The organism is Pseudomonas atacamensis (genome assembly GCF_017167965.1).
Lineage (GTDB): Bacteria > Pseudomonadota > Gammaproteobacteria > Pseudomonadales > Pseudomonadaceae > Aquipseudomonas > Aquipseudomonas atacamensis.
Genome location: NZ_CP070503.1, coordinates 2,955,200 through 2,981,640, shown reverse-complemented (window position 1 = coordinate 2,981,640; position 26,441 = coordinate 2,955,200). Strand labels below are relative to the sequence as shown.

27 protein-coding genes, 1 tRNA gene and 2 pseudogenes are annotated in these 26,441 nt (G+C 58.1%); 18 read left to right on the top strand and 12 right to left on the bottom strand.

The genetic code is table 11. The annotated features are described in order from the left end of the window. Window positions 1-75 (bottom strand) — tRNA-Lys (locus tag JWU58_RS13565). A 136-nt stretch (window positions 76-211) separates the two neighbouring features. Next, a complete protein-coding gene (locus tag JWU58_RS13560; RefSeq protein WP_123442479.1) occupies window positions 212-856 on the bottom strand; it encodes a dTMP kinase in 645 nt (214 codons plus the stop codon). Window positions 857-960: 104 nt separating this feature from the next. Between JWU58_RS13560 and JWU58_RS13555 the strand changes: the two genes are divergently transcribed. The 11 genes and pseudogenes from JWU58_RS13555 to JWU58_RS27300 form a co-directional block, all read left to right on the top strand. Further along, window positions 961-2,022, top strand: a complete 1,062-nt coding sequence (locus JWU58_RS13555; protein WP_123442478.1) for an SDR family oxidoreductase — start codon at window positions 961-963, stop codon at window positions 2,020-2,022. Window positions 2,023-2,398: 376 nt separating this feature from the next. Beyond that, on the top strand, window positions 2,399-2,914 hold the full coding sequence (locus JWU58_RS13550) for an HvfX family Cu-binding RiPP maturation protein (RefSeq protein WP_123442477.1): 516 nt from the start codon (window positions 2,399-2,401) through the stop codon (window positions 2,912-2,914). A gap of 59 nt (window positions 2,915-2,973) precedes the next feature. Beyond that, window positions 2,974-3,393 (top strand): organic hydroperoxide resistance protein, encoded by a 420-nt coding sequence (locus JWU58_RS13545; protein WP_073476308.1) that lies wholly within the window; start codon window positions 2,974-2,976, stop codon window positions 3,391-3,393. Window positions 3,394-3,505: 112 nt separating this feature from the next. Continuing rightward, window positions 3,506-4,390 carry an HvfB family MNIO-type RiPP peptide maturase gene (locus JWU58_RS13540; protein WP_123442476.1) on the top strand — a complete coding sequence of 295 codons (885 nt, stop codon included), beginning with the start codon at window positions 3,506-3,508 and terminating at the stop codon, window positions 4,388-4,390. After that, window positions 4,383-5,174, top strand: coding sequence for an HvfC family RiPP maturation protein (locus JWU58_RS13535; RefSeq protein WP_123442475.1), 792 nt, complete (start codon window positions 4,383-4,385; stop codon window positions 5,172-5,174). Before JWU58_RS13540 ends, JWU58_RS13535 begins: the two co-directional genes overlap by 8 nt. Before the next feature lie 252 nt (window positions 5,175-5,426). Continuing rightward, window positions 5,427-5,894 (top strand): HvfA family oxazolone/thioamide-modified RiPP metallophore, encoded by a 468-nt coding sequence (locus tag JWU58_RS13530; protein WP_123442474.1) that lies wholly within the window; start codon window positions 5,427-5,429, stop codon window positions 5,892-5,894. A 202-nt stretch (window positions 5,895-6,096) separates the two neighbouring features. Next, the gene (locus JWU58_RS13525) at window positions 6,097-6,312 is read left to right on the top strand and encodes a tautomerase family protein (RefSeq protein WP_123442473.1); all 216 of its coding nucleotides are present in this window, start codon (window positions 6,097-6,099) and stop codon (window positions 6,310-6,312) included. After that, on the top strand, window positions 6,309-6,965 hold the full coding sequence (locus JWU58_RS13520; protein WP_123442472.1) for a DsbA family oxidoreductase: 657 nt from the start codon (window positions 6,309-6,311) through the stop codon (window positions 6,963-6,965). The genes JWU58_RS13525 and JWU58_RS13520 overlap by 4 nt, the downstream gene beginning before the upstream one ends. Window positions 6,966-7,063: 98 nt before the next feature. Next, on the top strand, window positions 7,064-8,092 hold the full coding sequence (locus JWU58_RS13515) for a D-cysteine desulfhydrase family protein (RefSeq protein ID WP_123442471.1): 1,029 nt from the start codon (window positions 7,064-7,066) through the stop codon (window positions 8,090-8,092). Between the two features lie 84 nt (window positions 8,093-8,176). Beyond that, on the top strand, window positions 8,177-8,806 hold the full coding sequence (locus JWU58_RS13510) for a cysteine hydrolase family protein (protein WP_123442470.1): 630 nt from the start codon (window positions 8,177-8,179) through the stop codon (window positions 8,804-8,806). Between the two features lie 5 nt (window positions 8,807-8,811). Then, window positions 8,812-8,979 (top strand): annotated as a pseudogene (locus tag JWU58_RS27300) (aldehyde dehydrogenase (NADP(+))); the annotation flags it as partial. 55 nt (window positions 8,980-9,034) lie between these two features. Here the strand turns inward: JWU58_RS27300 and JWU58_RS13505 are convergent. From JWU58_RS13505 to JWU58_RS13490, 4 genes are all read right to left on the bottom strand, one after another. Beyond that, entirely contained in the window at window positions 9,035-9,430 is a 396-nt protein-coding gene (locus JWU58_RS13505; protein ID WP_123442469.1) for a DUF1330 domain-containing protein, read from the bottom strand. Between the two features lie 44 nt (window positions 9,431-9,474). Next, entirely contained in the window at window positions 9,475-9,861 is a 387-nt protein-coding gene (locus JWU58_RS13500) for a putative quinol monooxygenase (protein WP_123442468.1), read from the bottom strand. Between the two features lie 172 nt (window positions 9,862-10,033). Beyond that, window positions 10,034-10,258, bottom strand: a complete 225-nt coding sequence (locus JWU58_RS13495) for an SDR family oxidoreductase (RefSeq protein WP_257221768.1) — start codon at window positions 10,256-10,258, stop codon at window positions 10,034-10,036. Between the two features lie 116 nt (window positions 10,259-10,374). Then, window positions 10,375-11,157 carry an outer membrane protein OmpK gene (locus tag JWU58_RS13490; RefSeq protein ID WP_420893291.1) on the bottom strand — a complete coding sequence of 261 codons (783 nt, stop codon included), beginning with the start codon at window positions 11,155-11,157 and terminating at the stop codon, window positions 10,375-10,377. A 706-nt stretch (window positions 11,158-11,863) separates the two neighbouring features. On the opposite strand from JWU58_RS13490, the gene JWU58_RS13485 reads away from it, so the two are divergent. The 5 genes from JWU58_RS13485 (at window position 11,864) to JWU58_RS13465 (ending at window position 17,184) form a co-directional block, all read left to right on the top strand. Beyond that, the gene (locus tag JWU58_RS13485) at window positions 11,864-12,886 is read left to right on the top strand and encodes an ABC transporter substrate-binding protein (RefSeq protein WP_024012978.1); all 1,023 of its coding nucleotides are present in this window, start codon (window positions 11,864-11,866) and stop codon (window positions 12,884-12,886) included. A gap of 75 nt (window positions 12,887-12,961) precedes the next feature. Beyond that, entirely contained in the window at window positions 12,962-13,987 is a 1,026-nt protein-coding gene (locus JWU58_RS13480; protein WP_123442465.1) for an aromatic ring-hydroxylating dioxygenase subunit alpha, read from the top strand. Between the two features lie 60 nt (window positions 13,988-14,047). Further along, a complete protein-coding gene (locus JWU58_RS13475; RefSeq protein WP_056786058.1) occupies window positions 14,048-14,890 on the top strand; it encodes an ABC transporter ATP-binding protein in 843 nt (280 codons plus the stop codon). A 19-nt stretch (window positions 14,891-14,909) separates the two neighbouring features. After that, window positions 14,910-15,713 carry an ABC transporter permease gene (locus JWU58_RS13470; protein WP_056786061.1) on the top strand — a complete coding sequence of 268 codons (804 nt, stop codon included), beginning with the start codon at window positions 14,910-14,912 and terminating at the stop codon, window positions 15,711-15,713. 40 nt (window positions 15,714-15,753) lie between these two features. After that, window positions 15,754-17,184, top strand: coding sequence for an amidohydrolase family protein (locus JWU58_RS13465; RefSeq protein WP_206420276.1), 1,431 nt, complete (start codon window positions 15,754-15,756; stop codon window positions 17,182-17,184). Between the two features lie 154 nt (window positions 17,185-17,338). Here the strand turns inward: JWU58_RS13465 and JWU58_RS13460 are convergent, their stop codons facing one another. After that, entirely contained in the window at window positions 17,339-18,220 is an 882-nt protein-coding gene (locus JWU58_RS13460) for a LysR family transcriptional regulator (RefSeq protein ID WP_206420275.1), read from the bottom strand. Between the two features lie 108 nt (window positions 18,221-18,328). On the opposite strand from JWU58_RS13460, the gene JWU58_RS13455 reads away from it, so the two are divergent. Beyond that, complete coding sequence (locus tag JWU58_RS13455; RefSeq protein WP_206420274.1) at window positions 18,329-19,330, top strand: zinc-dependent alcohol dehydrogenase family protein; 1,002 nt, start codon at window positions 18,329-18,331, stop codon at window positions 19,328-19,330. 45 nt (window positions 19,331-19,375) lie between these two features. Then, window positions 19,376-19,516 (top strand): annotated as a pseudogene (locus JWU58_RS27295) (cysteine hydrolase); the annotation flags it as partial. 46 nt (window positions 19,517-19,562) lie between these two features. Here JWU58_RS27295 and JWU58_RS13450 read toward each other — a convergent pair. The 5 genes from JWU58_RS13450 to JWU58_RS13430 all read right to left on the bottom strand — a co-directional run bounded on the left by JWU58_RS13450 (window position 19,563) and on the right by JWU58_RS13430 (window position 26,305). Then, window positions 19,563-21,563: an amidohydrolase gene (locus JWU58_RS13450; protein WP_206420273.1), complete on the bottom strand. Its 2,001-nt coding sequence runs from the start codon at window positions 21,561-21,563 to the stop codon at window positions 19,563-19,565. Between the two features lie 195 nt (window positions 21,564-21,758). Next, window positions 21,759-22,451, bottom strand: a complete 693-nt coding sequence (locus JWU58_RS13445; RefSeq protein WP_071172469.1) for a hydrolase — start codon at window positions 22,449-22,451, stop codon at window positions 21,759-21,761. Window positions 22,452-22,684: 233 nt separating this feature from the next. Further along, window positions 22,685-23,263, bottom strand: coding sequence for a nuclear transport factor 2 family protein (locus JWU58_RS13440; RefSeq protein WP_016774755.1), 579 nt, complete (start codon window positions 23,261-23,263; stop codon window positions 22,685-22,687). A gap of 298 nt (window positions 23,264-23,561) precedes the next feature. Beyond that, entirely contained in the window at window positions 23,562-25,274 is a 1,713-nt protein-coding gene (locus JWU58_RS13435) for a sigma-54-dependent Fis family transcriptional regulator (RefSeq protein ID WP_071172470.1), read from the bottom strand. A 380-nt stretch (window positions 25,275-25,654) separates the two neighbouring features. Continuing rightward, window positions 25,655-26,305 carry a hydrolase gene (locus JWU58_RS13430; protein ID WP_206420272.1) on the bottom strand — a complete coding sequence of 217 codons (651 nt, stop codon included), beginning with the start codon at window positions 26,303-26,305 and terminating at the stop codon, window positions 25,655-25,657. Window positions 26,306-26,441 lie beyond the last annotated feature (136 nt).

The window sequence follows — 26,441 nt, the reverse complement described above, 5'->3', positions numbered from 1 at the left end:
TGGGTCCGGGGGCTGGATTCGAACCAGCGCCCACCCGGTTAAGAGCCGAGTGTTCTACCGCTGAACTACCCCGGAACAGAGCGCGGATTGTCCACGAGTGCTGAACCATTGTGAAGATCGAAAACATTGCCGCTTGTGAACCTGAACGTAATCCCTGGAACTCGTGTGCTCAGTCGTCAAATGCCGCGATGTTTGCTCAAGTCCTCGCCGCTCAGCGTGATGGACCGATGCTGTGACCACGCAGGCGGTTCACCACCCGATTAATCTCCCCTACCACCCGCCCCGTCGCCTCCTCGATCGTCCCCTCATTCCGACACAAAAACCAACCCTGATCGGCAGCGGCCAGCTCAAACGCCTCAGTACAAGCGACATGCTCCTCCAGACCGCGAAGCACAGTGCTGCTCAAGCCACGCCGGCGTGCCCCTGCCCTCGCCCACGAAATCTCCGCCGCTGTAACCACCCCGACATGCAGGTCTGGCACCTGTACGTTGCGGTCAATGTTCAACTGCAGGATTTCAGCGAAAGGGACTATCCGGCGAAACGCCGCATCGGACGGGTACCAGCGATCGATGAGGATGATGCTGTCGGCGGGTTGTTTGGTCAGCACGTGCTGGGAAATCCAGCGGCGGCTGTCAGCCAGGCGTTGGCAAACTTCCAGCTCCAGATTCCGGTCGGGATGTCGGACGAGTCGATTCACCAGATGCATTGTCTCGACCCTGAAAGGGTCGCTTTTTTTCTCGCACAGTCGGATGACTTTCTGGTTGTCTGCCCTCAGGACTTCAGTGATGGCCTCCAACAGCGAGGTTTTGCCGACGCCTTTGGGGCCATCCAGAGCGACAAACAGCGGACGAGTCATTTTTCTCACAGGCTTTAACGGGGAGTAGCGCGCACTCTAACGGATTTTCAGGTTGAACCTCTGTTGCTCAGACGGACTCCCAAACTCAAATCCAGGAGAAACCTATGACCCAGACAGCTCTAGTCGTGGGCGCCAGCGGCATTGTCGGTAGCGCCATCACTCAGTTACTCATCGACAACCAGTGGCAGGTCGCCGCGCTGTCGAGGCATCCATCGCAAGCGCACGGCGTGATCCCTGTCGCGGCAGACCTTCAGGATCCTGCTTCTCTGGAACAGGCGCTGAGGGATGTGAAACCCACGCATGTGTTCATTACCACATGGTCGCGGCAAGCCACGGAGGCCGAGAACATTCGCGTCAATGCGGCCATGGTACGCAACGTCCTCGCCGCCATTCGCCCAGCGAAAAGCGTCAAACACGTAGCACTGGTTACCGGCCTGAAACACTACCTCGGCCCGTTCGAAGCCTATGGTAAAGGCAGCCTGCCGCAGACACCGTTTCGCGAAGAACAGGGTCGTCTTGATGTCGAGAATTTCTATTACGCTCAGGAAGACGAACTCTTCGCCGCTGCGGAAAAGGACGGTTTCACCTGGAGCGTGCATCGCCCGCATACCGTCACCGGGGTGGCCGTGGGCAATGCGATGAACATGGCAACCACCCTCGCCGTGTATGCCTCGATTTGCAAACACACCAATCGCCCTTTTGTGTTTCCCGGATCCAGGGTGCAGTGGGACAGCCTCACCGACATGACCGATGCGCGGCAGTTGGCGAAACAGCAACTGTGGGCGGCCACCACGCCGGCTGCGGCAAATCAGGCATTCAATATCACCAATGGCGATGTATTCCGCTGGAAATGGATGTGGAGCCGAATTGCCGAATACTTCGACCTGCCTGCTGCTGACTATCCCGCATCACCCTCTCCTCTGGAGAAGCAGATGGCTGACGATCAAGCCGTATGGACGCAAATAGTCGCCGAGCACGGTTTGAAAGAATCCGATATCGGTCGCCTGATTTCCCCATGGCATACCGATGCCGACCTCGGTCGGCCCATCGAAGTGGTCACGGATATGTCGAAAAGCCGCCTGATGGGCTTCACTGCCTACCAAGCGAGTGATCAGGCATTTTTCGACGTGTTCAACAGGCTGCGGGAGATGCGCTTGATACCTTAGGCGTTTCCAGACAGATAAGGTGGGCACCTGGCGTGCCCACCTTATTCAACGGTACTTTCCACGCCCTCGCCCCTCCCCTCATCTGCGACGTTCGTTTACCCTGCGAAATCCTCCCGCCATTCACCGGCAGAACGCAGCCGATCGTATATCCCAACTCCAAATAGCGCCTTCGACAGGTATCGCTCTGTATCCAAGTGTGTACGGACGCAAACACGTTACACAACATTGATCTTCCCGCCCCCTCAGACACAAGCGAGATACACCAGCACGATGAACTGCGCTCACGGCCAGCGCAGTGCTCCTGTGCCTGACACCTGTCATTGGGAGCACCTGAACGGCTTCCACTTTCTTGACAACAAGTCGGAGGATTAAACCCATGCATACAAACGCGTCATCGGTCTTGAATCGGCTGCAACTTAATCTCGATCGCGCTGGGGACTGGATCGCCCCTTTGAGCCTGCGCGTTTTTCTGGCCTGGGAGTTTTTTGAAGCGGGATGGGAAAAGTGGAACGGTGAGAACTGGTTCCCGAGCATTCAAGGGGCCTTTCCTTTTCCCTTCAATCAACTGCCGGCTACGTTCAATTGGCAATTATCCATGTGGGCAGAACTGCTCTGTTCCATCGCTTTGCTTGTAGGTCTGGGAACACGTCTTTCGGCACTGATCCTCATAGTGGTCACCGTCGTGGCAACTGCCGCAGTTCACTGGCCAGCAGAGTGGTCGACGTTGAGTGAACTGGCTATGGGGTACTCCATCAGCAACAAAGGCTACGGCAATTTCAAGCTGCCGTTGATCTATCTCGTCGCACTTCTGCCACTGGTATTCACAGGCGCCGGCAAGCTGAGCCTGGATGCATGCATCGGTCGGTATCTCAAGCGTTTGAATGCACGCTGAGTGTTATCGCTTCACCAAGGTTATCGCTCTCAACCCCACTAGTAATCAGGAGTTTCATCATGACCCATATTGATAAAGTGCTGTACACCGGCAAAGTCCATACCTCCTCGGGTGGTCGCAATGGCACCGCCCTCAGTGACGACGGCCGACTGGATATAAAACTGTCATCGCCTGGCACTTCTGGCGCCGGTACCAACCCAGAGCAGTTGTTCGCCGCTGGTTGGTCGGCCTGTTTTATCGGCGCGATGGGGCTTGCGGCGAGCAAGCTGAAAGTCACCCTCCCGGTTGACCTTGCCGTTGACGCCGAAGTGGATCTAGGCACAACCGATGGTGCGTATTTCCTCCAGGCTCGCCTCAACGTCTTCCTTCCCGGCCTGGATCGCAACGTCGCTCAAGAGCTGATCGATACCGCACACCAGACATGCCCGTACTCCAAAGCGACGCGGAACAACATCAACGTGGTGATCAACCTCGTTTGAGCAGAACTGTGGCGGGTTTCAATCACCCGATTCACACCTCCCGGCTGCCAGCGGTAACCGTGGAGGTGCTGTGGATCGGGGGTTCCAGGCGTCGAATCGGAGTATTGAGCTCATGCAAACGAACACTTCATCACCAACCCATTTAGATCCACAGCTCCCCGTTGAGGCGACCGTCGGGCTGGGATTGCGCCGTGCGCTGCTTAACACGCTTCGTGACGCTCCAGTCGGGGATTTCGATTTTCTGGAGGTTGCTCCAGAGAATTGGATCGGCATCGGCGGCGCTCATGGTGAGGCTTTGCAGTTGCTGGCTGAACGCTATCCGCTGTCATGCCATGGCCTGTCACTGTCGCTGGGTGGCAGTGCGCCGCTGGACGAATCTTTTCTTGAGCAAGTCCGCGGGTTTCTTGATCGCTTCAACGTGCCGTTCTATAGCGAACACCTCAGTTACTGCAGTGACGATGGCCATTTATACGACCTGCTACCGTTGCCATTCACTGAGGAGGCCGTTCATCACGTTGCTGCGCGCATCCGCCGTGCACAGGACATTCTCGGTCGTCGTCTTGCTGTAGAAAACGTCTCTTACTACGCCGCTGCTCATCAGGACATGGACGAACTGACGTTCACCAATGCAGTGCTTCGCGAGGCCGATTGCGACCTGTTGCTCGACGTTAACAATGTGTACGTCAACTCAGTGAACCACCGCTTCGATCCAGCGCTTTTCCTCGCCGGCCTGGAACCAGAACGCGTAGTCGCCATGCATGTGGCTGGGCATTACGACGAAGCTGATGACCTGATCATCGACACCCATGGCGCCTCGGTCAAACCGGTAGTCTGGTCATTGCTGGGCCAGGCTTATGGCCTGTTCGGTGTGAAGCCAACCCTGCTGGAGCGCGATTTCAACTTTCCGTCCTACGACGAACTGGTGGCTGAGCTGAACACCATCAGGCGCTTGCAACGCGACGCCAATGCTTTGGTGCGGGTGACCGTCGATGGCTGACTCCCCTTCAAGTTTGCACAGTCAGCAGCTCGCGCTGACCCGGTACCTGCGTGACCCGGGCAGTTATGCGCCGCCTGCGCAGATGAATCCCGAGAGAGCGCAGGTCTATCTCAACCTAGTGTTGAACAATCTGTTGGGGTTGCTGGGTGGGACGTTTCCGGTGCTGGTTGCCGTGCTGGGTGATGCCGGTTGGCGTGCACTGGTACGACGTTTTTTGCGTGATTACCGCGCGCAAACGCCACGCTTCGGAGAAATTGCTCGTGAGTTTGTAGACTTCGTAGCGAGCCTGGAGGACTCGCCTGATCACGAACACCCCTGGTACCCGTTCTTGCCCGAATTGGCTCATTACGAGTGGGTGGAAATGGCGCTGCAACAGTTGGACGCTGCGCCGTTAAAGGCCAGTGATGCGGCGCATTTACTCGACCGTCCCCTCAGGCTCTCCCCGCTCGTCTGGCCGCTGGCTTACATTTGGGCCGTACATCGTCTCGCGCCAGGTCACTTGCCTTCTGAACCGCCAGAACAACCGACGTTGCTGCTGATCAGCCGTGTGCCGAGTGGCCAAGTGCAATTCTCCCAGGTCAGCCCTCTCGCGTTCCGTTTGTTGCAGCGGATCGAGCAGTTCCCTGACATGGATGGTCGAGCGCAGTTGCACGCTTTGGCTGCGGAGGCTGGTGCAACAGACGTGACCGGCTTCGTCGCTGACGCACTGGTGCTGCTGCGCCAGTTGCATGCGCAAGCTGCCGTCGGCGTAGCCGCGACACCCGTTTTGAAGCTGTTGTCCTGACTGACGAGCAAAGGCTGAGGTCGGTTTTTGTATCTCTATGTACCCAAACGCTAAGTCTTGGGATTGGCTTACAAATGCTCCGCTCGCCGATACATCGCCGATACATGACTCCCGCTAAATAGGCCTACCCGAACAAGGACGCTGTATCGAAGTGGAAGACGCTTGCGCCTTTCGCCTCGAACTTCCTTGAGGGTCTATCCGCCCTGTGGCATGAACCGCGGCCTCGCCGCGCAAAGCATCTGGAGAAGCACTATGTACCGTAAACCAATATCGAACAAAACCAGTCTTGGCCTGGCCGCAATTGCTTTAGCCGGTGGCATGAGCCTAGCATCGTCCGCCGCTTTTGCTGTTGAGCCATTGCCCCAAGGCTACCAACTGGCATCGGCCGATAAAACCGGCGAAGGCAAGTGTGGCGAAGGCAAATGCGGGGCCAGCGAAGCCAGCGACAAGTCCGCTACTGCCGAAGGCAAGTGCGGTGAAGGCAAATGTGGCGACGACTCTTTCGCTCGCACAGACACCGACCATGATGGCCTCGTCTCTCTTAAAGAACTGCTGGCTGTAGCACCTCAGGGCGGTGAAGAATTCAAAGCGATGGACACCAACCACGATGGTTTTCTTTCGGAAGGTGAGGTCTACAAGTTCAGAACCAACCAGTACATTTCCAACGGCAAGAAAGTACCCACCGAGCTATTTACCCGCATGAGCAAAGCGCAGAACTGATTCCTCCCGCCGTAGCATTCGCCCTCCCCGCGCCTGCAGCCAGGGAGGGCGATTTACCTTCTGCAAAGCCCAGTTGTATTGATTACATCGCGTTATAAGTGATGTTCTCCGCCCCTGATTTATCCCCTGAACGCAACACTCTAAAGTCCATCCCACTGCTCCCCTCACCATGTCGATGGGGCGCCTACTGGAGACTTATGCCATGCCTTTCATCAGCGTTCGTATCACTCGCGACGGCGTTACCAAAGAACAGAAATCCCAAGTCATCGCCGAGATCACCAAAACCATGCAAACCGTCCTCAACAAGGACCCGCACCTCACCCACATCGTTATTGAAGAGGTCGACACCGATAACTGGGGCTATGCCGGAATTACCACCACCGAGTACCGCCAAGAACTGACGGAGTCGAAGAAATGACTTTCCCCGTCAGTATCGACTTTGTGTCGGATGTCGTGTGCCCCTGGTGCGCACTCGGCGCCACTGCGCTGGAACAAGCCATCGCTAATGTTGCCGGCGAGGTTGCCGTGGAGCTGACCTTCAAGCCGTTCGAACTGAACCCGGACATGCCGGCCGAGGGCGAGCACGCCATCAAGCACATGATGCGCAAATACGGGCGCAGCGCCGAAGAAGTCGCCTCGCGCAATGAAATGATCGTCGCGCGTGGCAAAGCCATCGGTTTTCAGTTCGACCTGGACAAGCGCAGCCATTTCTACAACACCTTCGATGCCCATCGCCTTCTGCTCTGGGCCGTGCAGGAAGGCCGCCAGGTCGCGCTGAAGAAAATCCTGATCGAGGCTTATTTCACCAATGGCGAGAACCCCAGCGACCACGAAACACTGGTGCGCCTGGCCGGTGAAGCGGGACTTTCTACCACCCGCGCCCGCGAGATTTTGACTAGCGAGGCGTTCGCTCTCGAGGTCCGTGAACTTGAAAGTTTTTACCTTCAGCGCGGGATCAACTCGGTCCCGGCCATGGTACTGAACGGTCGCCAGTTGGTGTCCGGATCGCTATCCGTCAAGGAGTACGAAGAAATTCTCAGGCAAGTGGCACGAGAGTCCGCCCCGGCCTGACAAAGCGACTTAACTGCAATACCAGTTATTAACCATTTGGCCGGGGCCTTGGTGAAGTGACCGCCCCACTTCCTTTCATCAACGTCAAGTGAACCGTCATGCCTCACGACTTGAATCAACTGGAAACTGCGCTGGCTGCTTACCCCCGAGTGGCGCTGCTGGAAGGCCCGACACCGATTCAGAAGCTGTCCCGCCTGAGCCGGGCAGCCGAGCTGCATGGCTGCAATCTGTACGTCAAACGCGATGACCTGATGGGCCTCGGCGGTGGTGGCAACAAACTGCGCAAACTCGAATTCCTGCTTGGCGAAGCATTGGCCGAAGGCGCCGACACACTGGTTACCTGGGGCGGTTTTCAATCCAATCACGCCCGGTTGACCGCCGCCGTCGCGGCCCACCACGGCTTGGCCTGCGAGCTTATCCTGACCCCGTCGGCGGTGCGCAGCGATGACGATTTTTGTCATAACGGCAACGTATTGCTCAATGGCCTGTTTGGCGCAAAGGTTCATCGACTGCTGCGGGGTTTGACGCCGGACAGCTACGCTGGAGAATTGCTCAGCACGCTCAGAAGCCAAGGCAAAAAACCCTTCCTCATACCATTGGGCGGCTCCAGCCCCAGGGGCAGTCTGGGCTACGCCGCTTGTGCGGGAGAGATTCTCCGCCAGGCGGACGCGCTCGGCGTTCACTTCGAGCGGATCATCATCCCCAATGGCAGCGCCGGAACCCATTCAGGACTGCAAGCAGGTCTGGCACTCGCTCGATCATCAACCGAAGTTATCGGCTATTCGGTGTTGGCAACTGAGGAGCAGGCCACGGCGGCGACCCTGAGCAAAACTCGGGAAACCTTGCAGCTCCTGGACCCGTCCGCAACCCTTGTGGAAAGCGCAATCACTGTGGATGGCAGTCAACGTGGCGACGCCTATGGCGCCCCCACCGAATCGATGCTCGAAGCGGTCCGGCTGCTGGCCTCCGTTGAGGGTTTGCTGACGGATCCGGTCTACGGTGGCAAGGCCTTCGCCGGGTTGCTCGCTGCCGTGCGCCAAGGCGACTACCCGGCGGGAAGCAATCTACTGTTTGTGATGACCGGCGGCTTGCCTGGCCTCTTTGCCTACCGCAGCGCCTTCAACTGACTTGAGCTTTTTCGTCGTCATAAAAAACTGATGCCCGGGCGAGCCCACGGCATCGGTCACTCAACTTGCGTGGAGTACATCGTCATGTCGAACGCCTCTTATCCGCTGAACCGCACCGCTTACCTGCTGGTCGATCCGTACAACGATTTTCTCTCGGAAAACGGCAAGGTCTTCCCCTTGATCAAGCCGATTGCCGAACAGGTCGGGCTGCTCGACAACCTGCGAGCCCTGGATCGCGCCGTACGAGCGCAGAACATTCCGGTGGTCATCGTGCCGCACCACCGTTGGGAACATGGCGACTACGAAGGCTGGGATCATCCAACACCGACCCAGTGCAAAATCATGCACATGCACCACTTCGCACGTGGTGAATGGGGCGGCGAATGGCATCCCGATTTCGCGCCGAAGGACGGCGACATTGTCGTGCAGGAACATTGGGGCGCCAGCGGCTTTGCCAATACCGACCTTGATTTTCGCCTGAAGCAGAAAGGCATCACCCACGTGATCATCGTCGGCCTGCTCGCCAACACCTGCATCGAAGCGACCGCCCGCTACGCCTCGGAATTGGGCTACCACGTCACGCTGGTGCGCGATGCGACCGCCGCATTCCGTGCGGAAATGATGCACGCCGCCCACGAGTTGAACGGGCCGACTTTCGCTCACTCAATCGTCACCAGCCAGGAACTGATTGAAGCGCTGGCAGTGCAGGAGTAATGGCGATGTACCTCACAGGACAGTTGATCATCGGCGCAAACGACGTCGCGGCCACTGCCGGCACGATGAAGGCGCTCAACCCTGCCACTCATGAATGGATCGAGCCGGACTTTGCCCTGGGCGACGCGGCGCACGTGCATCAGGCTGCCAAACTCGCGGACGAGGCGTTCGACAAGGACGCCACCCTCGCCATGCTCTTGATAATTCAATACGCCCCCAACTCGGTAGCTATTGCGCCGGCACTCCCTCGATCAAGTACACATCCGTTTTGGCTGAACGCTGACGAATTTTCCTCAACTCGGTGTATTCCTTAGAGTCGTACCAAGCCTGGGCTTTTTCGATGCTCGCAAACTCGATGACGACACGGCGACGCTTTGGCGCTTCACCCTCAAGCGAAATGGTCTTTCCTCCACGCACGATGAAATGCCCGCCATAGGGTTTGAAGGTTGATTCGACCTGCGCACTGTAAGGCTTCATCCCTTCGGGATCGGTAACCTCAAACTCGGCAACATAGTAGGCAAGTGGTGCTGCCAACTCGGCGTCTGCCGCCATCACACGACAGCTGCCCACCGCAAAATACGCCAGTCCTGCCATCGCTACCGCCATTGCCTTTGATTTTTTCATTGCCTTCCTCCATTGATAAATCAGCGTGCCCAGCGGGCAATCGGTTACGGGCTAGGCCGTGGACTAAGCTCGATTGGTGTTGTTTCAATCAAACGCTTCGACAGAATCATCGACTTCGTAGCAACGGCGTATTTTTTGAAATGCGGCGATTCGATATGGCTTCGATATGCCGAGTCGCTGGCGTAGATTTCGAAAAAATGAAACCAGTTTGGGCGGTCGACTTCGGCGACCGCGTAGATAGATATTACGCCCGGCTCTATTCGAGTCGATTCCGCGATTTCCTCTCTGACTGCGGCCTGATAGGCCGCAACCTGTGCAGGATCGATTTCAAGTTGCGCGACGCGTACCACCAAGCCGTTTTCCTCGGCGGCCAGCGCTTGTCCTGCAAGTAATCCAGCCAAAGCGATCACTCCCAATAAACGTTTACCCATCAGCTTTCCCCTTCCTTTTTAATAACCCGGTCAGCAGGATGATGGTGGACAACGCAGTTACCGTCATCATTCTTGTTTTGGGTGGATTCGATTCCAACATGTAGCTCTTCCTTTGATGTACGGGTGAAAGTCAGGCATGGCTTGAATCAGCGCGCTGTAAAACGTGGCACGATCACCGCATGACGAACCCGCCATCCACTGATATGGACTGGCCGGTGACATAACTGGAGGCGCTACTGCTTAACCAGAGAACCGCGTCAGCGATCTCCTCTGGTTTGCCATGTCGGCCCATCGGCACTGCCTTGGTCATGGCCTCAAGGGCTGCGCCCTGCCCAGCCGCGACCATCTGATCGACCATCGGCGTCCAAATCTCCCGATCGGCAACGCTCCTGCTCACTACCGCGTACTGATGCGGCCTGGCTAGCCACCCGCTTGTTTTCTGCCAGCCTTAGACAGAATGAAACCGGGGCACCAAGCGCCCCGCTCCCACGTGCAACAGCTCCCTCTTTCACGTCAGAAATGCACCTTGAGCAAGAGACTCAACGCGTTCTGGTCGGTAGGGAATCCGCTCGTGTCTTCAATCCCGTATTTATTCGACCAGTAATCCCACTCAAGTCCCGCATAAAAGCGTTTTTGCTGTTGCCCCAGCGCCTTGCCCACGTCGTATTTGACTTGTGGGTTGAAGTGAAAGCTCCGGGCCACATAGTTGGAGGTGCCTTTGTTCCCGACGTCGTTGACGTACCACTCCAGATAGCCGTCGAAAAGAATGTCGGAGCGACCCACCGGGAGGGTCATGGACCAGGTCGGGTTGATCTGCCATTGACCTGAGGCCTTACCGGTGATGCCGTCGGGTTTGCGGTAGTAGGTATTCAGGGAAAAGCGGTCGAAGCCTGGAAGCACGAGGTCGACAGCGGGGCCCAACAGATATTTGCGATTGCGGTTTTCACCGCGCTCGTAGGTGGCGGCGATGAGTACGTCCTTGACGATGCCATAGCTCAGGGAGCGGTCACTGATTTTGCCCAGCGACAGCCGTGGGGAGAATTCACCGTAGTAGGAATGGCCGTCGGCACCCGAGAGTCCACTGGACCATTTGTTGTCGACGAACATGAAGATATCGCCCCACGTCCAGCCGCTGGCGTGTTCGAAGCTCAGCGTGTGCTGAGTATCGTCGCCAGTGCCGTCGACTTTGAAATGCTGGCCGTAGAGGTAGCTCAAGCTGTTGTCGTTCCACAACAGAGGGCCAGCTTCGGCGCCGGCGCTGGCCAGAGCTAACAGCGGCGCCAGACTGCGACGCAGCAGTGAAGGTGCAAGTAATGGAATACGCGATGCTTTCATGGGCTGCCCTTGTCAGGTGATTGGCGGATATCACCGGCAAGGCATGCCCGAGCTGCGGATCAAGCAGCTGCTCTGGCCCTCAACTTAACGAGGGGCGACCCTTGCCGGGTGCGCGGCGTAATGCCGCCAGAGCAATGCCCTGCACCTCGGGTTCTGTTGAGAGCCCTCTGTGCTGACCGCTTCTACTCGATTGAGGACTAAGCAGGGGTTGTGCCAACTGAGCGAATACAATCTTCAACCCTCATTCAGCACAATCGATGCGTAAAACTGAATACTTTGCAGCCATCGGTTGCGCACCAGATTGAGGCGCGCCCACTTGAATTCGCACCGTTGCGAATCGCCTGCACACCTCCTGCTGATTGCCTCGCCCGCCGGATCCCGTGAGGGCGGGCCTGCGACGGCTTGGCACACTTTTGGCTATTACCACTTTCGAGTAGAAGCGGTCAGTGCCAGTAATGGCACCGGGCATTGCTCTTGCGCCCCTCCCTGTGGGCGTACGTCCGATTGGATGCTTGAACGCGGCGCCAGCGCCCCGGGCAAGAGAGACGTGTCAGCCGTGTAACTACGCATATACGCCCTCTCTCCTCCCCTTGTTCTCTCCAATCGGTCCCTCGCTGGCGTGCCGATTGGCGCGCGGCGGTTTTCGAATCGTTGTGGAGAACACATCATGAAAATTCGCTTTGCCTTGGGTCAACCGCTTCGCTCGCTACTGGCCACGGCGCTTGTGCCCGCCGCCCTGATCGCGTCTCCACTGGCTTTGGCCAATGACAAGGTGGTGCTGCTAACTTCCTGGTATGCCCAAGCCGAACAGGGCGGCTTCTACCAGGCCTTGGCGGATGGGCTGTATGAAAAAGAAGGCCTGGACGTGACCATCCGCATGGGTGGGCCGCAGGTCAATGGCATGCAGCTGCTGCTCAACAAGCAGGCCGATTTCATCGTCAACTACGACTTGCAGATTCTCAAAAGTGTGGAGCAAGGCCTGCCGGTGGTGGCCGTGGCCGCGCCCTTTCAAGGTGATCCTCAGGGGCTGCTGACCCATGCCGATGTGAGCGGCCTGGATGCTTTGCAGAACAAACAGGTGCTGGTGTCCACCTCCGGCCAGCAAACGTGGTGGCCGTGGCTCAAGGAAAAATACCAGCTCAAGGACAGCCAGGCCCGCCCCTACACCTTCAACCTGCAACCCTTCCTCGCGAACGCCAACACCACGCAGCAGGCCTATGCCAGCTCCGAGTTGTTCCAGGCGTTGAAGGCCGGGGAGAAAGCCAACTTCTTCCTGTTTGCCGACGCCGGTTACCCGCCCTACGGCTCGACCCTGGCCACTCGCCAGGATGTGATCGATCAGCATCCTGAGCGAGTCCAGCGCTTTGTTCGCGCCTCGATGGAGGGCTGGAAGCGCTACCTCGACAACCCGAGCGCCAACCACCTGATCAAGGCTGATAACCCGAACATGAGCGATGAATTGCTCGCCTGGGGCTTGTCGACGCTCAAGCAATATCGCCTGGTCACCGGCGGTGATGCCGCCACCCAAGGCATCGGCGTGATGAGCGACGCGCGCTGGCAGGCCACCCGAAACTTCATGGTCGACGCCGGGCTGCTCGGTGCCGATGCGCCTTGGCAGAAGGCCTACACCACGCGCTTCGTCGAGGACTTGAAGGTACTGCCTGGCGCCGAACAGTCCGCCAGCCGCTGAGCCAGATTGCAAGACTGCTGAACCCAGAGCCCGAGCCCAAGAGCCGGCTGAATGAATACCGTGAGGACACTTGTTATGTTGGTCACCAAACAACCTGTATTGCGCCGTTTCTGGTATGCCCTGCTGCCCATGACCGCGCTGGATGCCGGCCCGCAGCCCTTCACTTTACTGGGTGAGGCGCTGGTGCTGTGGAGGCGCCCCGACGGCACCCCGGTGGCCATGCGCGACCGTTGCTGCCACCGCACCGCCAAGCTCTCGAAAGGTTTTGTCAGCGAGGACGGCAACATCGCCTGCGGCTATCACGGCTGGGAATACGACTGCACCGGCACCTGCGTGAAGATCCCGCAAAATCCCGCTGGCATGATTCCGCCGGGCGCCTCGGTCCAGGCCTTTCACTGCCAGGAAAAATACGGCTACGCCTGGGTCGCCCTCGACGATCCTCTGCAACCAATCCCTGAGTTTCCCGAGGATGGCGCCCCGGGCTACCGGCGCATCTTCCAGTTTTATGAAGAGTGGAAAACCAGCCCGCTGCGGGTCATGGAAAACTCCTTTGACAACTCGCATTTTTCCTTCGTCCACAAAGCCAATTTCGGCCTTTTCGACCAGCCCGCGCCGGCCGGCTACGAGTTTCGCGAAACCGACTACGGCTTCGAGGCGGAGACCCGGGTGCCGATCCGCAATCCTGAGGAAAGCTATCGCATCACCGGCACTCGCGAGCCGATCACCCAGCGCCACCTGATCAACCGCTATTACCTGCCGTTCTCCCGGCGCTTTGGCTGCATGTACCCGGACAGCGGCATCCACCACATCATCTACAACTGCGCGACGCCCATGGAAGACGGGCGCCTGATGCTGGTCCAGTGGTTGTATCGCAATGACAGCGAAGAGCAATGCTCGACCCAGGAACTGATCGACTGGGACGCAGCGATCACCGCCGAAGACCGCGACATCCTCGAAGCCACCGATTACGACGCCTGTGTCGATACTCGCCGGCGAGTGGAACTGCACATGCCGTCGGACAAGCCTGGCCTGGTGATTCGCCGGCAATTGCTGGGCCTGCTCGAAGCCCATGGTGAAAGTGAAGTGTTCCTCAGCCATTGAAGTCAGCGCCCCGGCGTGCCGGGGCTTTACCGCACGCTCATGACCCAAGGGGAGAGCGCTATGTTGATGCAAACCATAACTGGGGCCAACGCCCTGCCACAGGCATTGCCACGGGGCGACAGCGTCGGCGTGCAAACACCGCTGTTCGCCAATCAGGTGGAAAAAACCTACAGCAACGGCACCCAGGCCTTGAGCCGGGTGAAGCTGGCCATTCAGCGCGGCGAGTTTGTTTCATTGCTCGGCCCTTCGGGCTGCGGCAAGAGTACCCTGCTGAAAATGTTCGCCGGCCTCGAAAAGCCCTCCGCCGGCCACGTGCGCTGGTGGGGCAAGGACAGCCCGGCCAGCCCGACCCAAGGGCAAAGCCTGGCGATGGTGTTCCAGGAGGCGACGCTGATGCCTTGGGCGAAGGTCAGCGACAACGTGCGCCTGCCGCTGGATCTGGCCAATGTGCCGAAAGCCCAGAGCCAACCAAAGGTCGACGCCGCCCTTGCTCTTGTCGGCTTGGACCGCTTCAGCCAGGTGTACCCGCGGGAACTGTCCGGCGGCATGCAAATGCGCGCGTCCATCGCCCGGGCCTTGGCCACCGAGCCCAATCTGCTGCTGATGGACGAGCCCTTCGGCGCCCTGGATGAGTTCACCCGCAACAAGCTCGACAGCGACCTGCGTCAGCTGTGGGCTAGCCGCGACCTGACCGTGGTGTTCGTCACCCACAGCATTTTCGAGGCCGTCTACCTGTCATCGCGGGTGGTGGTGATGGGTGCGCGCCCGGGCCGAGTAATCGCCGACATCGAAATCGACGGCCCGTTGGAACGAGACGAGGCCTACCGCACCTCCCCGGCCTTTATCGCGCAGTGCGCACGCCTGTCCCGGCTGCTGGCCGAGGCCAATGGCGATCCTTGCTGACTTTATTGAGAGCCCGCTCATGAACCCGTCCTTTACTCCCTGGTTACGTCACCCCACGGTGTTGCGCATCGTCTCGCCGCTGCTGCTCGGCGCGGTATTGCTGGGTCTGTGGCAATTGGCATGTGTGGCCTGGAAGGTGCCGGTGTATCTGGTGCCCTCCCCGGTCGATATCGGCCGTACCCTGATCAGCGATGGCCCGATGCTGTTCGGTGCATTGTGGATGACCTTGAAGATCACTTTTTTCTCGTTTGCCCTGGCGGTGCTTATCGGCACCCTGGCGGCCTTTGTGTTTGTGCAGAGCCGCGTGCTGGAAGCCAGCCTGTTTCCCTACGCCATCCTGTTGCAGGTGACGCCGGTGGTGGCCGTGGCGCCGCTGATCATCATCTGGTGCAGCAACACCACGCTGGCGTTGATTATTTGCGCGACCCTGGTGGCGATTTTCCCGATCATCGCCAACACCGTACTCGGCTTGCGCAGCGTCAACCCCGGCCTGCTCAATCTGTTCCGCCTGAACCGCGCCAGCCGCTGGCAGGTGCTGTTGCGCCTGCGCATTCCCAGTGCCCTGCCGTGTTTTTTTGCCGGGCTGCGCATTGCCAGCGGGCTGGCGTTGATCGGCGCGGTGGTGGCGGAGTTCGTTGCCGGCACCGGGGGCACCGGTGCAGGGCTGGCGTATCAGATCCTTCAGGCCGGCTTTCAACTGAATATTCCAAGGCTGTTCGCTGCCCTGCTGCTGATCGCCTTGACCGGTGTCGCGTTATTCAGCCTGATGGCCGTGCTGGCCCGGTTGAGCCTGCGCAACTGGCACGAAAGCGAACTCGGCTGACCCTTTGAATCCGCCGCAGATGCGGCGTATGGAGCCTCACATGAAGATTCAAAATAGCTGGCTGGTACGTAACGCCAGCGCCATCCTCACCGGCTTGTCCGATGCGGCGGCGCGCCACGCCGGGCCTGATATCCGTATCGTCGACGGCCGCATCAGCGCCATCGGCGCCCTGCAGCCCCAGCCCGGCGAGCGAGTGCTGGATGCCACCGACTGTGTGGTCTACCCGGCGTGGGTCAATACCCACCATCACCTGTTTCAGTCGCTGCTCAAAGGCATTCCCGCAGGTATCGACCAGAGTCTGGGAGCGTGGCTGGGTGCCGTGCCCTATCGCTATCGCGGCGCGTTTGACGAGCAAAGCTTTCGCCTCGCCGCGCGCATTGGCCTGGTCGAATTGGCACGATCCGGCTGCGCCACCGTCGCAGACCATCATTACCTGTACTTGCCGGGCATGGACTTTGACAGTGCCGAGGTGCTGTTCGAGGAAGCCGAACGGCTGGGGCTCCGGTTTGTCCTCTGCCGTGGCGGCGCCACGCAAGCACGACAAGCCGAAGGCAAGTCCGTGGCCGGGCCGGAGACCCTGGAGCAATACCTGGACGACGTCGAGCGTCTGGTGCGGCGCTACCACGACCCGGCCGCCGATGCCTGGCGGCGGGTGGTGATGGCGCCCACCAGCCCGCCCTACTCCATGCCTGCCGAACACCTGCGCGAAACCGCCCGGGTCGCACGGCGACTGGGCATTCGCCTGCACAGCCATCTGAGCGAAACCGTCGAATATCAAAATGAGGTGCAGCAACGCCACGGCATGTCGCCAGTGGCGTTCTGTGCCGAGCACGAGTGGCTTGGGCCGGACGTGTGGTTCGCGCATTTGGTGAAACTCGACGCCGAGGAAATCCGCATGCTCGGGGCCAGCGGTACGGGCATTGCCCATTGCCCGCAAAGCAATGGCCGCCTGGGCAGTGGCATTGCCGATGTGGTGGCCATGGAGGCTGCGGGAATGCCGGTGTCGATTGGCGTGGATGGCGCCGCCTCCAACGAGGCCTGCGACATGATCAGCGAAACCCACGCCGCCTGGCTGATGCAACGGGCCAGACTTGGCGAGCGAGCCCGCCCGCGTTATGCCGGCGGTGACGAGGAAGGCGGTGCCAGCGCGGCCACGGTGGAAGACGTGGTGCGCTGGGGTACGTCTGGCGGGGCTCGGGTGCTGGGGCTGGACGCCGTGGGCAGCGTGCAAGTGGGCATGGCGGCCGACCTGGCGATCTACCGCCTGGACCAGCCGCGATACTTCGGCCTGCATGACTCGGCGATCGGGCCGGTGGTGGGCGGAGGACGCCCGACCTTGCGCGCCTTGCTGGTCGGTGGCCGGTTGACCGTACACGACGACCAGTTGCCTGACTTCGACCTGGCCGAACTCGGCGCCCAGGCCCGAGACGCGGTGCGGCGGTTGCAGCAGGCCGCAGGCGTACGCTCATGAGCTGATCTCCGCGGCACGTGCTGCCGTGCCAATACTCGGCCGCATCAAATGTCTGGTAGATGGAAAAATACGGCAGTAATCGACTTGGGACTGTCATCAGACAGTTTCAGGGTCCCGGAGAAGAAAGCAGCGGACGGCGTATCACAAGGCGCTTCTACAACAATTGCTCGCGTAGAAAATCGATGAACGCCATCGTCCGCGCTGAACGTCGTCGCTCGCGGCTGAGTACGGCGCTGACAGGCAGCGCGCTGGTTTGATAGTTGTCGAGTATGGTACTCACCCTGCCCTGCTCGACGTCAGCTGTGAACAGCCATTGCGGTGAGAGGGAAATACCAAGGCCGGAGAGCACCATTTCGCGGATGGCCTCGCTGCTGTTGCTGGTGACGTTGCCCTGGATACCTACATCGAACGCTTGGCCGAGGTGCGTAAAGTGCCAACGGTCGTAATGCTCCAGCAACGTGAAGCCGATGCAGTTGTGTCCTGACAGTTCGCTGGGCTCACGTGGCACGCCGTGTAGATCCAGATAACCGGGCGCCGCATAGACACGCCGTGGGCTATTGCCCAGTGGCAGTGCCACCAATCCCTCGCTCTTCACTACACCAATGCGGATCGCCAGATCGATGTTTTCCTTGAGCAGGTCTTCATTGTGGTCACTCAGCCGCAGGTCAATCCGCACATCAGGATGGCGTTGCAGGAAAATCCCTATGAGCGGTGCGATGCATAACCTTCCATAGCTGACCGGGGCGGCGACTCGTAAAGGGCCGGCAATCTGCTCCTGGCCACTGGTGAAGCTTCGCGTGGCAGTTTCGACGTGGCCGAGAATTTCCTGGCAGTGGTCGTAGAAGCGTTGACCTTGGTCGGTCAGGGCCAGGTGCCGAGTGCTGCGTGCGAACAATGGCCCACCCAGGTACTGCTCCAGCGCGCGCACTTGTTTACTCACCGCCGGCTGCCCCATGTTCAGTTCACGGGCGACCGCCGAGAAAGACCCGCGCTCCACGACGCGGACAAAGACATGCATGCTGTCGAACAGATCCATCGACGATTGGTTCTCTTTGCGGAATAAGTCATATGCAAATTGGGTTTCTTATCGGAATGATTAAAGCGCGGCAATCTGTAAGCGTCCATCCCAACACAGGTTCCCGTCATGAAACATTCCATGCTTGCCGCCATCGCCGAGTCCGCTCAATCCCCTCTCGCCATCCGTCACATCGATCGCCCTGTTCCCGGTAAGGGGCAAGTACTGGTCAGGGTTCACGCCGCTGGAGTCAATCCGCTCGATACCAAAATTGCCGCCGGCGCAGGGGCTCACGCCCGCCAATCGCTGCCGGCCGTGCTCGGCCTTGATCTTGCCGGTACGGTCGTCGAAGTGGGCGAAGCGGTCGACGGGTTCACCCCGGGCCAGGAAGTCTTCGGCATGCCCGGCGGGATCGGCGGTGCCCAAGGCACCATGGCCGAGTACATTGCCGTGGATGCCCGCCTGATCGCGGTCAAGCCACACACCCTCAGCATGCGTGAGGCGGCTGCATTGCCTTTGGTATTCATCACCGCGTGGGAAGGTCTGGTCGATCACGCCAATGTCCGCTCCGGTCAGCGTGTCCTGATTCATGGGGGCGCGGGTGGGGTCGGCCAAGTGGCTGTGCAACTGGCCAAGGCACGCGGTGCCGATGTCTACGCCACCGGTTCGGCGCGCAGTCTCGACTTCATACGCTCGCTGGGGGCTACAGCGATCGACTATCAGGCACAGAGCGTTGAGGATTATGTCGAGCACTACACCGCCGGCGAAGGGTTCGACATTGTCTACGACACCGTCGGCGGCAGCACGCTGGATGCATCATTCAAAGCCGTGAAAGCCTATACCGGGCACGTGCTGAGCTGCCTGGGCTGGGGCCAGCACAGCCTGGCACCGTTATCGTTCAAAAGTGCCACCTACTCGGGGGTTTTCACTCTGGCTCCGCTGCTCACCGGCAAAGGACGCGACCATCACGGCGCTATCCTGCGCGAGGCCGCTGCGCTGGCCAATGCGGGTCAACTGACAATCCGCGTGGATCAACAGCACTTTGCGCCGCACGACGTCAACGAGGCATTTCGCCAAGTCGCCGAAGGCCGCGGCAAGGGCAAGACGGTGATCGAGTTTGTGGCTGCATAGTTCCTTGTAATCTCTTTAGAGCGCACTCGGCCAAAAGCGTGCGCAATGGTCCGCAACGTCCTCGCCGCCATTCTCCCAGCCAAAAGCGTCAAACACGTAGCACCCCACGAGTTGAACGGGCCGACCTTCGCTCATTCAATCGTGACCACCCAAGAATTGATTGAGGCGCTGGCAGTGCAGGAGTAATGGCCGATGACCCTCATAGGATAGCTGATCGATCACCGGCCCATTTTTACACGGCCCAACAGGAGCAGCCCAAGGCACCAAAAAAACTTCGAGGGTCCGATACTGGAGCATTGGATCCCCATGCACCGGCATGATCGTGACCGTGCAGGCCGCAAAAGCTTGCGCAGCCGCACGAGGCCGCGACTTGGGCGCGCAGCGGAGCCAGCGAGTTTCTGCCTGCTCCGTCTGGGTCTCCCCAAGCGCCATAACCTTTAAAGGTACGCGTCGGCGACCAGTCAGGCATGGCGGGCGGTAGCGGGTTGTCGTCAAACCTGGCGAATTGGCCGGCCCCGTAAACCACGCGCCCGCCAACCACGGTCATATCGGCGGTAAGAAATGAAATCTCGTCTTCAGGCACAGAGAAGTAGTCCTTACTTGGCACAATCAGGTCAGCAAAGTGACCGGTCTGGATGCGACCACGTTTGCCCTCTTCGTTAGAAAACCAGGCGACATTCTCTGTCCACATCCGCAACGCCGCTTCGCGATCAAGCAGGTTTCGTTGAGGGTACAGATTCAGACCGCCCACCGTTTTACCGGTTACCATCCAGGATAGCGAAACCCAGGGGTTGTAGGAGGCAACCCGGGTGGCATCGGTGCCTGCAGACACTTTCACCCCTTTTTCCAGTATGCGCGCTACGGGCGGGGTCGCTTGCGCCGCACGGGCGCCGTAGCGCTCGACGAAGTACTCCCCCTGATAAGCCATACGATGTTGTACAGCGATGCCACCGCCGAGCGCGGCGATACGGTCGATTGATTTGTCCGAGATGGTTTCGGCATGATCAAAGAACCAATTGATGCCAGCGAGGGGGATGTCCTCGTTGACCTTCTCAAATACATCCAGCGCTCGGGTAATGGTTTCGTCGTAGGTGGCATGCAACCGCCACGGCCATCGGTTCTCTGCGAGGATGCGCACAACTTCCTCCAGTTCTCCCTCCATCTCGGGCTGCAGGTCCGGTCGCGGCTGGCGAAAATCTTCGAAGTCGGCAGCGGAAAACACCAACATTTCGCCCGCGCCGTTGTGACGGAAGTAGTCGTTTCCTTGCTTGTACTTAACGCTGGAGGTCCACTTGAGGAAATCCTCCTTCTCTTCCTTGGGTTTCTGAGTGAACAGGTTGTAAGCCAACCTGACCGTCATTTGCCCATCGTTGTCCAACTTCTGGATCACTGCGTAATCGTCGGGATAGTTTTGGAAACCGCCGCCCGCATCAATAACCCCTGTCACACCCAAGCGATTGAGCTCGCGCATGAAATGGCGAGTGGAGTTGACCTGATAGTCGAAGGGCAACTTCGGTCCCTTGGCCAACGTGGCGTAAAGGATCGTCGCGTTGGGCGTGGCCAACAGCAGGCCCGTAGGCGCACCATTGGCATCGCGGTAAATTTTCCCGCCTGGTGGCTCGGGGGTATCTCGGGTGTAGCCGACCGCGCGCAAGGCCGCACCATTGAGCAAGGCCCGGTCATAGAGATGCAGAAGAAATACAGGTGTATCGGGCGCGATCGCATTGATCTCGGCTATGGTTGGCAAACGCTTTTCAGCGAACTGGTGTTCAGTGAAGCCACCTACCACGCGAACCCACTGCGGTGCTGGTGTGTTAGCCACTTGGCGCTTGAGCATGTCCATGGCGTCAGCCAGTGAACGCACACCGTCCCAGCGCAATTCCAGATTGTAGTTAAGGCCGCCGCGGACCATGTGGGTATGGTTATCGACTAAGCCAGGGAGCACACAACGGCGCTTGAGGTCGACAACTTTTGTGGCTGAGCCAGCCAGCGCCATGACTTCCTGGTCTGACCCTACAGCCAGAAACTTGCCGTCTTTGATTGCAACGGCGTGGGCGACTGGGTTGGCGCGATCCAGTGTAGTGATCTCGCCATTGTGGAAAATGATGTCCGGAATGGAATCGGTCATATTCGGCCCTTCCCTACTTAGAGTTTCGGAAAAAGCGCTGCGTCCAAAGACACCCCCTAACGCTAAGGTGGAGGCGGCCTGGAGAAGTTTTCGGCGCGATGTCATAGGTAGAGGCCTCACAGATATAAAGCCCGTTTCCAGGGCCTTCAGGGAATAGCGAACCTTGAGAACCGGTTACTCACGTCTGACTGGACGTTTTAGACTGCATACATCCTCATGCTCCACCTCGTGTTTTGGACAATAACGCCGATGGGTGGAGCTATCGCGTCAGCGCTGCGCGACAGCTCTTGCATAACGGATTTATTTAGCAGGGTTTGGACCGATGTGCTCGCCGTGTTGCACCCGCTCAGGCGCCTTATGCACCATGGTGTAGGCATAATCCACACCCATCCCGTAGGCGCCGGAATGTTCCTGCACGATCCCCATGACGGCTTCATAGGTCTCCTTGCGCGCCCAATCCCGCTGCCATTCGAGCAGCACCTGCTGCCAGGTAACCGGTACGATACCGGCCTGAATCATGCGGTCCATGGCGTAGTTGTGCGCGTCGATCGAGGTGCCACCCGAGGCGTCGGCAACCATATAGATTTCATAGTCTGTATCGCGCAGGCAGGACAGTGCGAAGGTCGTGTTGCAGACCTCGGTCCACAGGCCGGATACGACGATCTTCTTACGGCCGGCAATGGCGGACTCTGCCAAGGCATCACGAACGTTTTGGTCATCCCAGGAGTTCATTGAAGTACGTTCGAGGATTTTGTTCTGCGGATATACCGCTAGCAACTCAGGGTATGTATTGCCAGAGAAACCCTCGGTTTCCACAGTCGTGATGGTGGTAGGTATGCCGAACGCTTTGGCAGCCTTGGCCAACCCCACGACATTATTTTTCAGCACCTGCCGATCTATCGACTGCACACCAAAGGCCATTTGGGGCTGGTGGTCGATGAAAATCACTTGGCTGTTTTGCGGGGTCAGTATTTCTAAGTACTTGTTGGACATGGCGGATTCCCTTTGGTAAGTAGAGCAATACGAAAGCGGCGTTATGCGTGGCTGCGCAAGCAGAACGTTACCCGTCCTGGTAGTGCTAAAAGCCACTTTCCGGACGAGTTCAGGGGTGCCGAAAAGCCCCTTGAATTTACGAATGCAGCATTGTTCAGCCGCGTTCGCGGGGTTCAGTTAAATGCCCGAAAAACGCTTGCCAAGCTGCTTTTGCAAGTGCACATCATCTGCGGCTAATTCGCTCCCACCTTGAAGGGAAGTGCATCTTTGGATGTCTTCACGGTCCATGAACCGGACTGCCGGAACGAACTGGCAGACGCGTAGGTATCTTCCATGAACTGGAAATAGGTCATCTTTCCATCCTGAACTTTCGCATGGATGGAAAACGGTGATGTGAACAGATGTCCGACCGCCACGGAGCGGTAGGTGAACTTACCGAAAATCGCGACATCTTCGCCGGAAGCGATTTTGGTAGTAATCGTAAAGTCTTCGATTTTCCAGTAGTTTGAGACCTGCAAAAACAAAGAGCTAAAGGCTTTGGGACCTTTGTTTGTGCCGGTCCACGGCATGATTTTTCTGAGTTCTGGATTGTCAAAGTTTAGAGAAACATAGGTGGCGTCTGGAGCTGCCAACCTCATTGCCGCGGCTTCGACTTTATCGGGTGCGGTATTGGCCAGGAATTCCACGACAACCGCTAGTGAAGCAGCAGATTGCGCTTCAGTAGCTGACTGCGCCGACGCTGGAGTGATTGTTACTAACCATGAGGCGAGCGCCATTGCTGCAGTGATCAATTTGATGCTTCGAGTATTCATGAACTCTCCATTTATGAGTACGATTTTGCGATTCGCGGTCATCCAACCCATGTTGCAAATTGCTACGTGTCGAAAAGCGACAATTGGTACTGGAGCAAGGGCTATGCCAATTTTATACAACTTATATAAATCGATATTTATCAATGACATATAACTTAATGTGATGTCGCGAGTATCGGGCTCGGAGTTTATCGAAGGGCTTGTTTGATCATTTGATGAAGTCTCGGCGAGGTTTTGTTGATTTGATCAATCCAGCTCGAGCGTGGTCCACGGTGAACCGCCAGGCGGCCACGCAAAGTCACTCAAGACTCTCGTCATGCAACAAGCCGCTTTTCTTCAGGCGATAGGCCAGTGCCGGCCGGGTCAAGCCGAGCATGCGAGCGGCTTGCGAGACGTTTTGGTGTGAAAGCTCCATGGCGCGGCGCATCAGCCGTTCTTCCACAGCATCCAGGCTGATGTTTTTATCAAAGATCTGCGTAACCCAATCGGGACAAGGTTCTTCACCGCCAGCCTGAACTAACGCGCCATCAGAGTTGAGACGATCACCGTGCGAATCGTCTGTTTTTGGGAAGACTGCAAAGAGTGCATCCTGGCCTATGGTCTCGTTGCTGTCGGTCAGGATGACGCCACGCTCAATCGTATTTTCCAATTCGCGAATATTCCCCGGCCAGGCGTAGCGGCGACACAATTCAAGAGCTTTGTCTGATAAACCCAGCGTTCGCTTGTGATATTGCAAGTGAAATTTGCTTATAAAGTGCTCGGCCAGCAGTGGCAGATCTTCAAGTCGCTCGCGCAGTGGGGGAATCTGCACCGGAAACACATTCAAGCGGTAATAAAGATCGGCGCGAAACCGGCCCGCTTCGACGGCGTCGGCGAGGCTTTCATTGGTAGCAGCGATGACTCGCACATTGATCTTGCGGGTTCGGGAATCGCCTACCCGTTCCAGTTCACCCTCTTGCAGTACCCGAAGTAATGTCGCCTGCGCTCTGGGCGTCAGCTCCACCACCTCGTCTAGAAAAATCGTCCCTCCGTTGGCCCGTTCAAAGCGTCCTGGGCGGGTTTGATTGGCGCCGGTAAAAGCGCCTTTCTCAACACCAAACAATTCGGCTTCAATCAGGTCCTGAGGAATGGCAGCGCAGTTCACTGCGACAAACGCTTGCTCGGCGCGATCACTGCGCAGATGCACGCTCCGTGCGATGACCTCCTTGCCGACGCCAGTTTCTCCGAGCAGCAGGACGGAAATTTTTCCTTTGGCAGCCTTGTCGATCATCTTGCATACCTTCAAATAGGCAGGCGAGCGCCCTACTCCATAGAATTGAGCTTCCTGCTTCTCCAGGCTTCTACGCAGAGAGCTGATCTGTGATTGCAGTTCATACAGCTCCTCGATGATTGGGTCGGCTTGAAAATACTGTCTGAATTCTGCGGCGTTCTCCCATTCCTCGGCAGGTTTACCAATAATGATGCAGCGCTCATCCCCGCATCCGCGACAGGTCGTTTCTTGGATGATGATTTCGCGTTTCATGAATGAAGAACTGTACGCACAGGCGTAGCCCAACAAAGACCAACAGACTGGTTCCTCCATCAGGCCGACTTCAGTCAGGCAAGTCTCGACCTCAAAGGAGTCAATCCATTCGAGCTCGCAATAAAAATGGCCGCTCTCCTGATCCAGCTCTAACTGAATGGGTTTCGCATTGACCATACCTTTGAGGGAATGCAGTTGCGGGCCGACCAGAAACATCTGCAACTGCGGACTGTCTGGTCTGAGCTTGCGGGCCATTTCCGCATCCTTGAGTCCAGACTGGTAGCCAAGGCGCAAGAAGAACCCCTTGGCGCGGTCGACGCCGAGGCTATTGATGAGTTCACGGCGAAAATTAGCCATCGCCGATACCTGCATCAACAACATGCGCTGCTCGCCAAACCAGATCTTGCCTTCCGTGCTTTGAAAACGAACCTGGTCGCTCAGGTCGTGAAAGCCGGAATAGTGGAGCTCAGGGTTGTAACTGACAGCCATTGAGAGAGACCTCGATTATTGTTTTGAGCGGTCTTGATCAAGCTGTGGCGCCGAGTGAAAGCACCGAAACAATCGATCGCGATATGAAGGGATTTTAGTGCATTGCTACGCAGAGCCAGCGGGCCTCCCGATGCAAAGACATGACGGTGCACGGGCTTCGCGGGCAGATGAAGGCAGTTACCAAGCGCCAAAGTCAGCCAGGCTTAATGTTGGTGATCTGGCCCGAGCCGGCCATGTGCTGTGTTGGACTAGGTATTGGTCATTCGCAATATCCCGGCAGATTGCGAATGCACGCCTTCAGTATCGGCCGTCGATGAACGCGGGAATGGGGCGCCTCCCTGGCAAAGCGGTACTTCACTGGCCCCTCACTCCCGTGCTGATCAACCTTCAGCGGGTACCGGCGTGTCGAGCAATTGCTGCTCCCACAGATAAGCAATGCCGCTACCTGCAGCATGCTGGAGAAGCACATCGGTTACAGCGCCTGCCGTATCGAGGCGTGCCCAGTCGCGTTGCCATTCAGCCATGACTGCCAACCAGGTCATGACATTTGCCCCGGCGCCGACCATGCGTTGGATGGCGACTTGATGGGCTTCAACCGAAACGCCACCGCACGCGTCGGTGACCACGGTAACGTCCCAGCCCTCGCCTAGTGCTTGAATCGCTGGCATGGCGACGCAGACCTCAGTCCACAGGCCAGCCAGGACCAATTGCTTGCGGCCTGTTGCCTTGACCGCGTCCACTACTTTCTTGTCTTCCCAAGTATTGATGAGCGTTCGGTCAATCACCTTTTGACCGGGGAAAACGTCGGTGATTTGCGGAAAGATCCAACCGCCACGCTCGGCAATCACACTGGTCAGAATGGTCGGGACGTTAAACGCCTTCGCAGCCTTCGCCAATGCTGTCGCACAGTTGACCGCTGCGTGCGGATCGTGGCTATTGAGATTGGTGAGTTGAAAAGGCTGGTGGTCGATCAACACAAGTACGGAGTCTTCTGGACGAAGAAGCGAAGCAAGACCGTTACGAAAAGCCATTAATCCATCCTCTTGTTGCCGTGGGTTGGCACGTTTATTTGCGGGATCAGTTTCCGTGCAGCGCGCCTTATGAGCGGCGATGCCTCATGCACTGTGCAGCGCCCTCAAACCTTCGGGTAGTAGCAGCGAATGACTA

Coding starts and splice junctions, on each gene's coding strand:
- JWU58_RS13460 (WP_206420275.1), bottom strand. CDS start 18,220: ATGGATCTGTTCGACAGCATGCATGTCTTTGTCCGCGTCGTGGAGCGC.
- JWU58_RS13430 (WP_206420272.1), bottom strand. CDS start 26,305: ATGGCTTTTCGTAACGGTCTTGCTTCGCTTCTTCGTCCAGAAGACTCC.
- JWU58_RS13455 (WP_206420274.1), top strand. CDS start 18,329: ATGAAACATTCCATGCTTGCCGCCATCGCCGAGTCCGCTCAATCCCCT.
- JWU58_RS13510 (WP_123442470.1), top strand. CDS start 8,177: ATGTCGAACGCCTCTTATCCGCTGAACCGCACCGCTTACCTGCTGGTC.
- JWU58_RS13500 (WP_123442468.1), bottom strand. CDS start 9,861: ATGGGTAAACGTTTATTGGGAGTGATCGCTTTGGCTGGATTACTTGCA.
- JWU58_RS13475 (WP_056786058.1), top strand. CDS start 14,048: ATGTTGATGCAAACCATAACTGGGGCCAACGCCCTGCCACAGGCATTG.
- JWU58_RS13535 (WP_123442475.1), top strand. CDS start 4,383: ATGGCTGACTCCCCTTCAAGTTTGCACAGTCAGCAGCTCGCGCTGACC.
- JWU58_RS13465 (WP_206420276.1), top strand. CDS start 15,754: ATGAAGATTCAAAATAGCTGGCTGGTACGTAACGCCAGCGCCATCCTC.
- JWU58_RS13520 (WP_123442472.1), top strand. CDS start 6,309: ATGACTTTCCCCGTCAGTATCGACTTTGTGTCGGATGTCGTGTGCCCC.
- JWU58_RS13440 (WP_016774755.1), bottom strand. CDS start 23,263: ATGAATACTCGAAGCATCAAATTGATCACTGCAGCAATGGCGCTCGCC.
- JWU58_RS13505 (WP_123442469.1), bottom strand. CDS start 9,430: ATGAAAAAATCAAAGGCAATGGCGGTAGCGATGGCAGGACTGGCGTAT.
- JWU58_RS13470 (WP_056786061.1), top strand. CDS start 14,910: ATGAACCCGTCCTTTACTCCCTGGTTACGTCACCCCACGGTGTTGCGC.
- JWU58_RS13445 (WP_071172469.1), bottom strand. CDS start 22,451: ATGTCCAACAAGTACTTAGAAATACTGACCCCGCAAAACAGCCAAGTG.
- JWU58_RS13515 (WP_123442471.1), top strand. CDS start 7,064: ATGCCTCACGACTTGAATCAACTGGAAACTGCGCTGGCTGCTTACCCC.
- JWU58_RS13540 (WP_123442476.1), top strand. CDS start 3,506: ATGCAAACGAACACTTCATCACCAACCCATTTAGATCCACAGCTCCCC.
- JWU58_RS13450 (WP_206420273.1), bottom strand. CDS start 21,563: ATGACATCGCGCCGAAAACTTCTCCAGGCCGCCTCCACCTTAGCGTTA.
- JWU58_RS13560 (WP_123442479.1), bottom strand. CDS start 856: ATGACTCGTCCGCTGTTTGTCGCTCTGGATGGCCCCAAAGGCGTCGGC.
- JWU58_RS13530 (WP_123442474.1), top strand. CDS start 5,427: ATGTACCGTAAACCAATATCGAACAAAACCAGTCTTGGCCTGGCCGCA.
- JWU58_RS13485 (WP_024012978.1), top strand. CDS start 11,864: ATGAAAATTCGCTTTGCCTTGGGTCAACCGCTTCGCTCGCTACTGGCC.
- JWU58_RS13550 (WP_123442477.1), top strand. CDS start 2,399: ATGCATACAAACGCGTCATCGGTCTTGAATCGGCTGCAACTTAATCTC.
- JWU58_RS13525 (WP_123442473.1), top strand. CDS start 6,097: ATGCCTTTCATCAGCGTTCGTATCACTCGCGACGGCGTTACCAAAGAA.
- JWU58_RS13555 (WP_123442478.1), top strand. CDS start 961: ATGACCCAGACAGCTCTAGTCGTGGGCGCCAGCGGCATTGTCGGTAGC.
- JWU58_RS13545 (WP_073476308.1), top strand. CDS start 2,974: ATGACCCATATTGATAAAGTGCTGTACACCGGCAAAGTCCATACCTCC.
- JWU58_RS13480 (WP_123442465.1), top strand. CDS start 12,962: ATGTTGGTCACCAAACAACCTGTATTGCGCCGTTTCTGGTATGCCCTG.
- JWU58_RS13435 (WP_071172470.1), bottom strand. CDS start 25,274: ATGGCTGTCAGTTACAACCCTGAGCTCCACTATTCCGGCTTTCACGAC.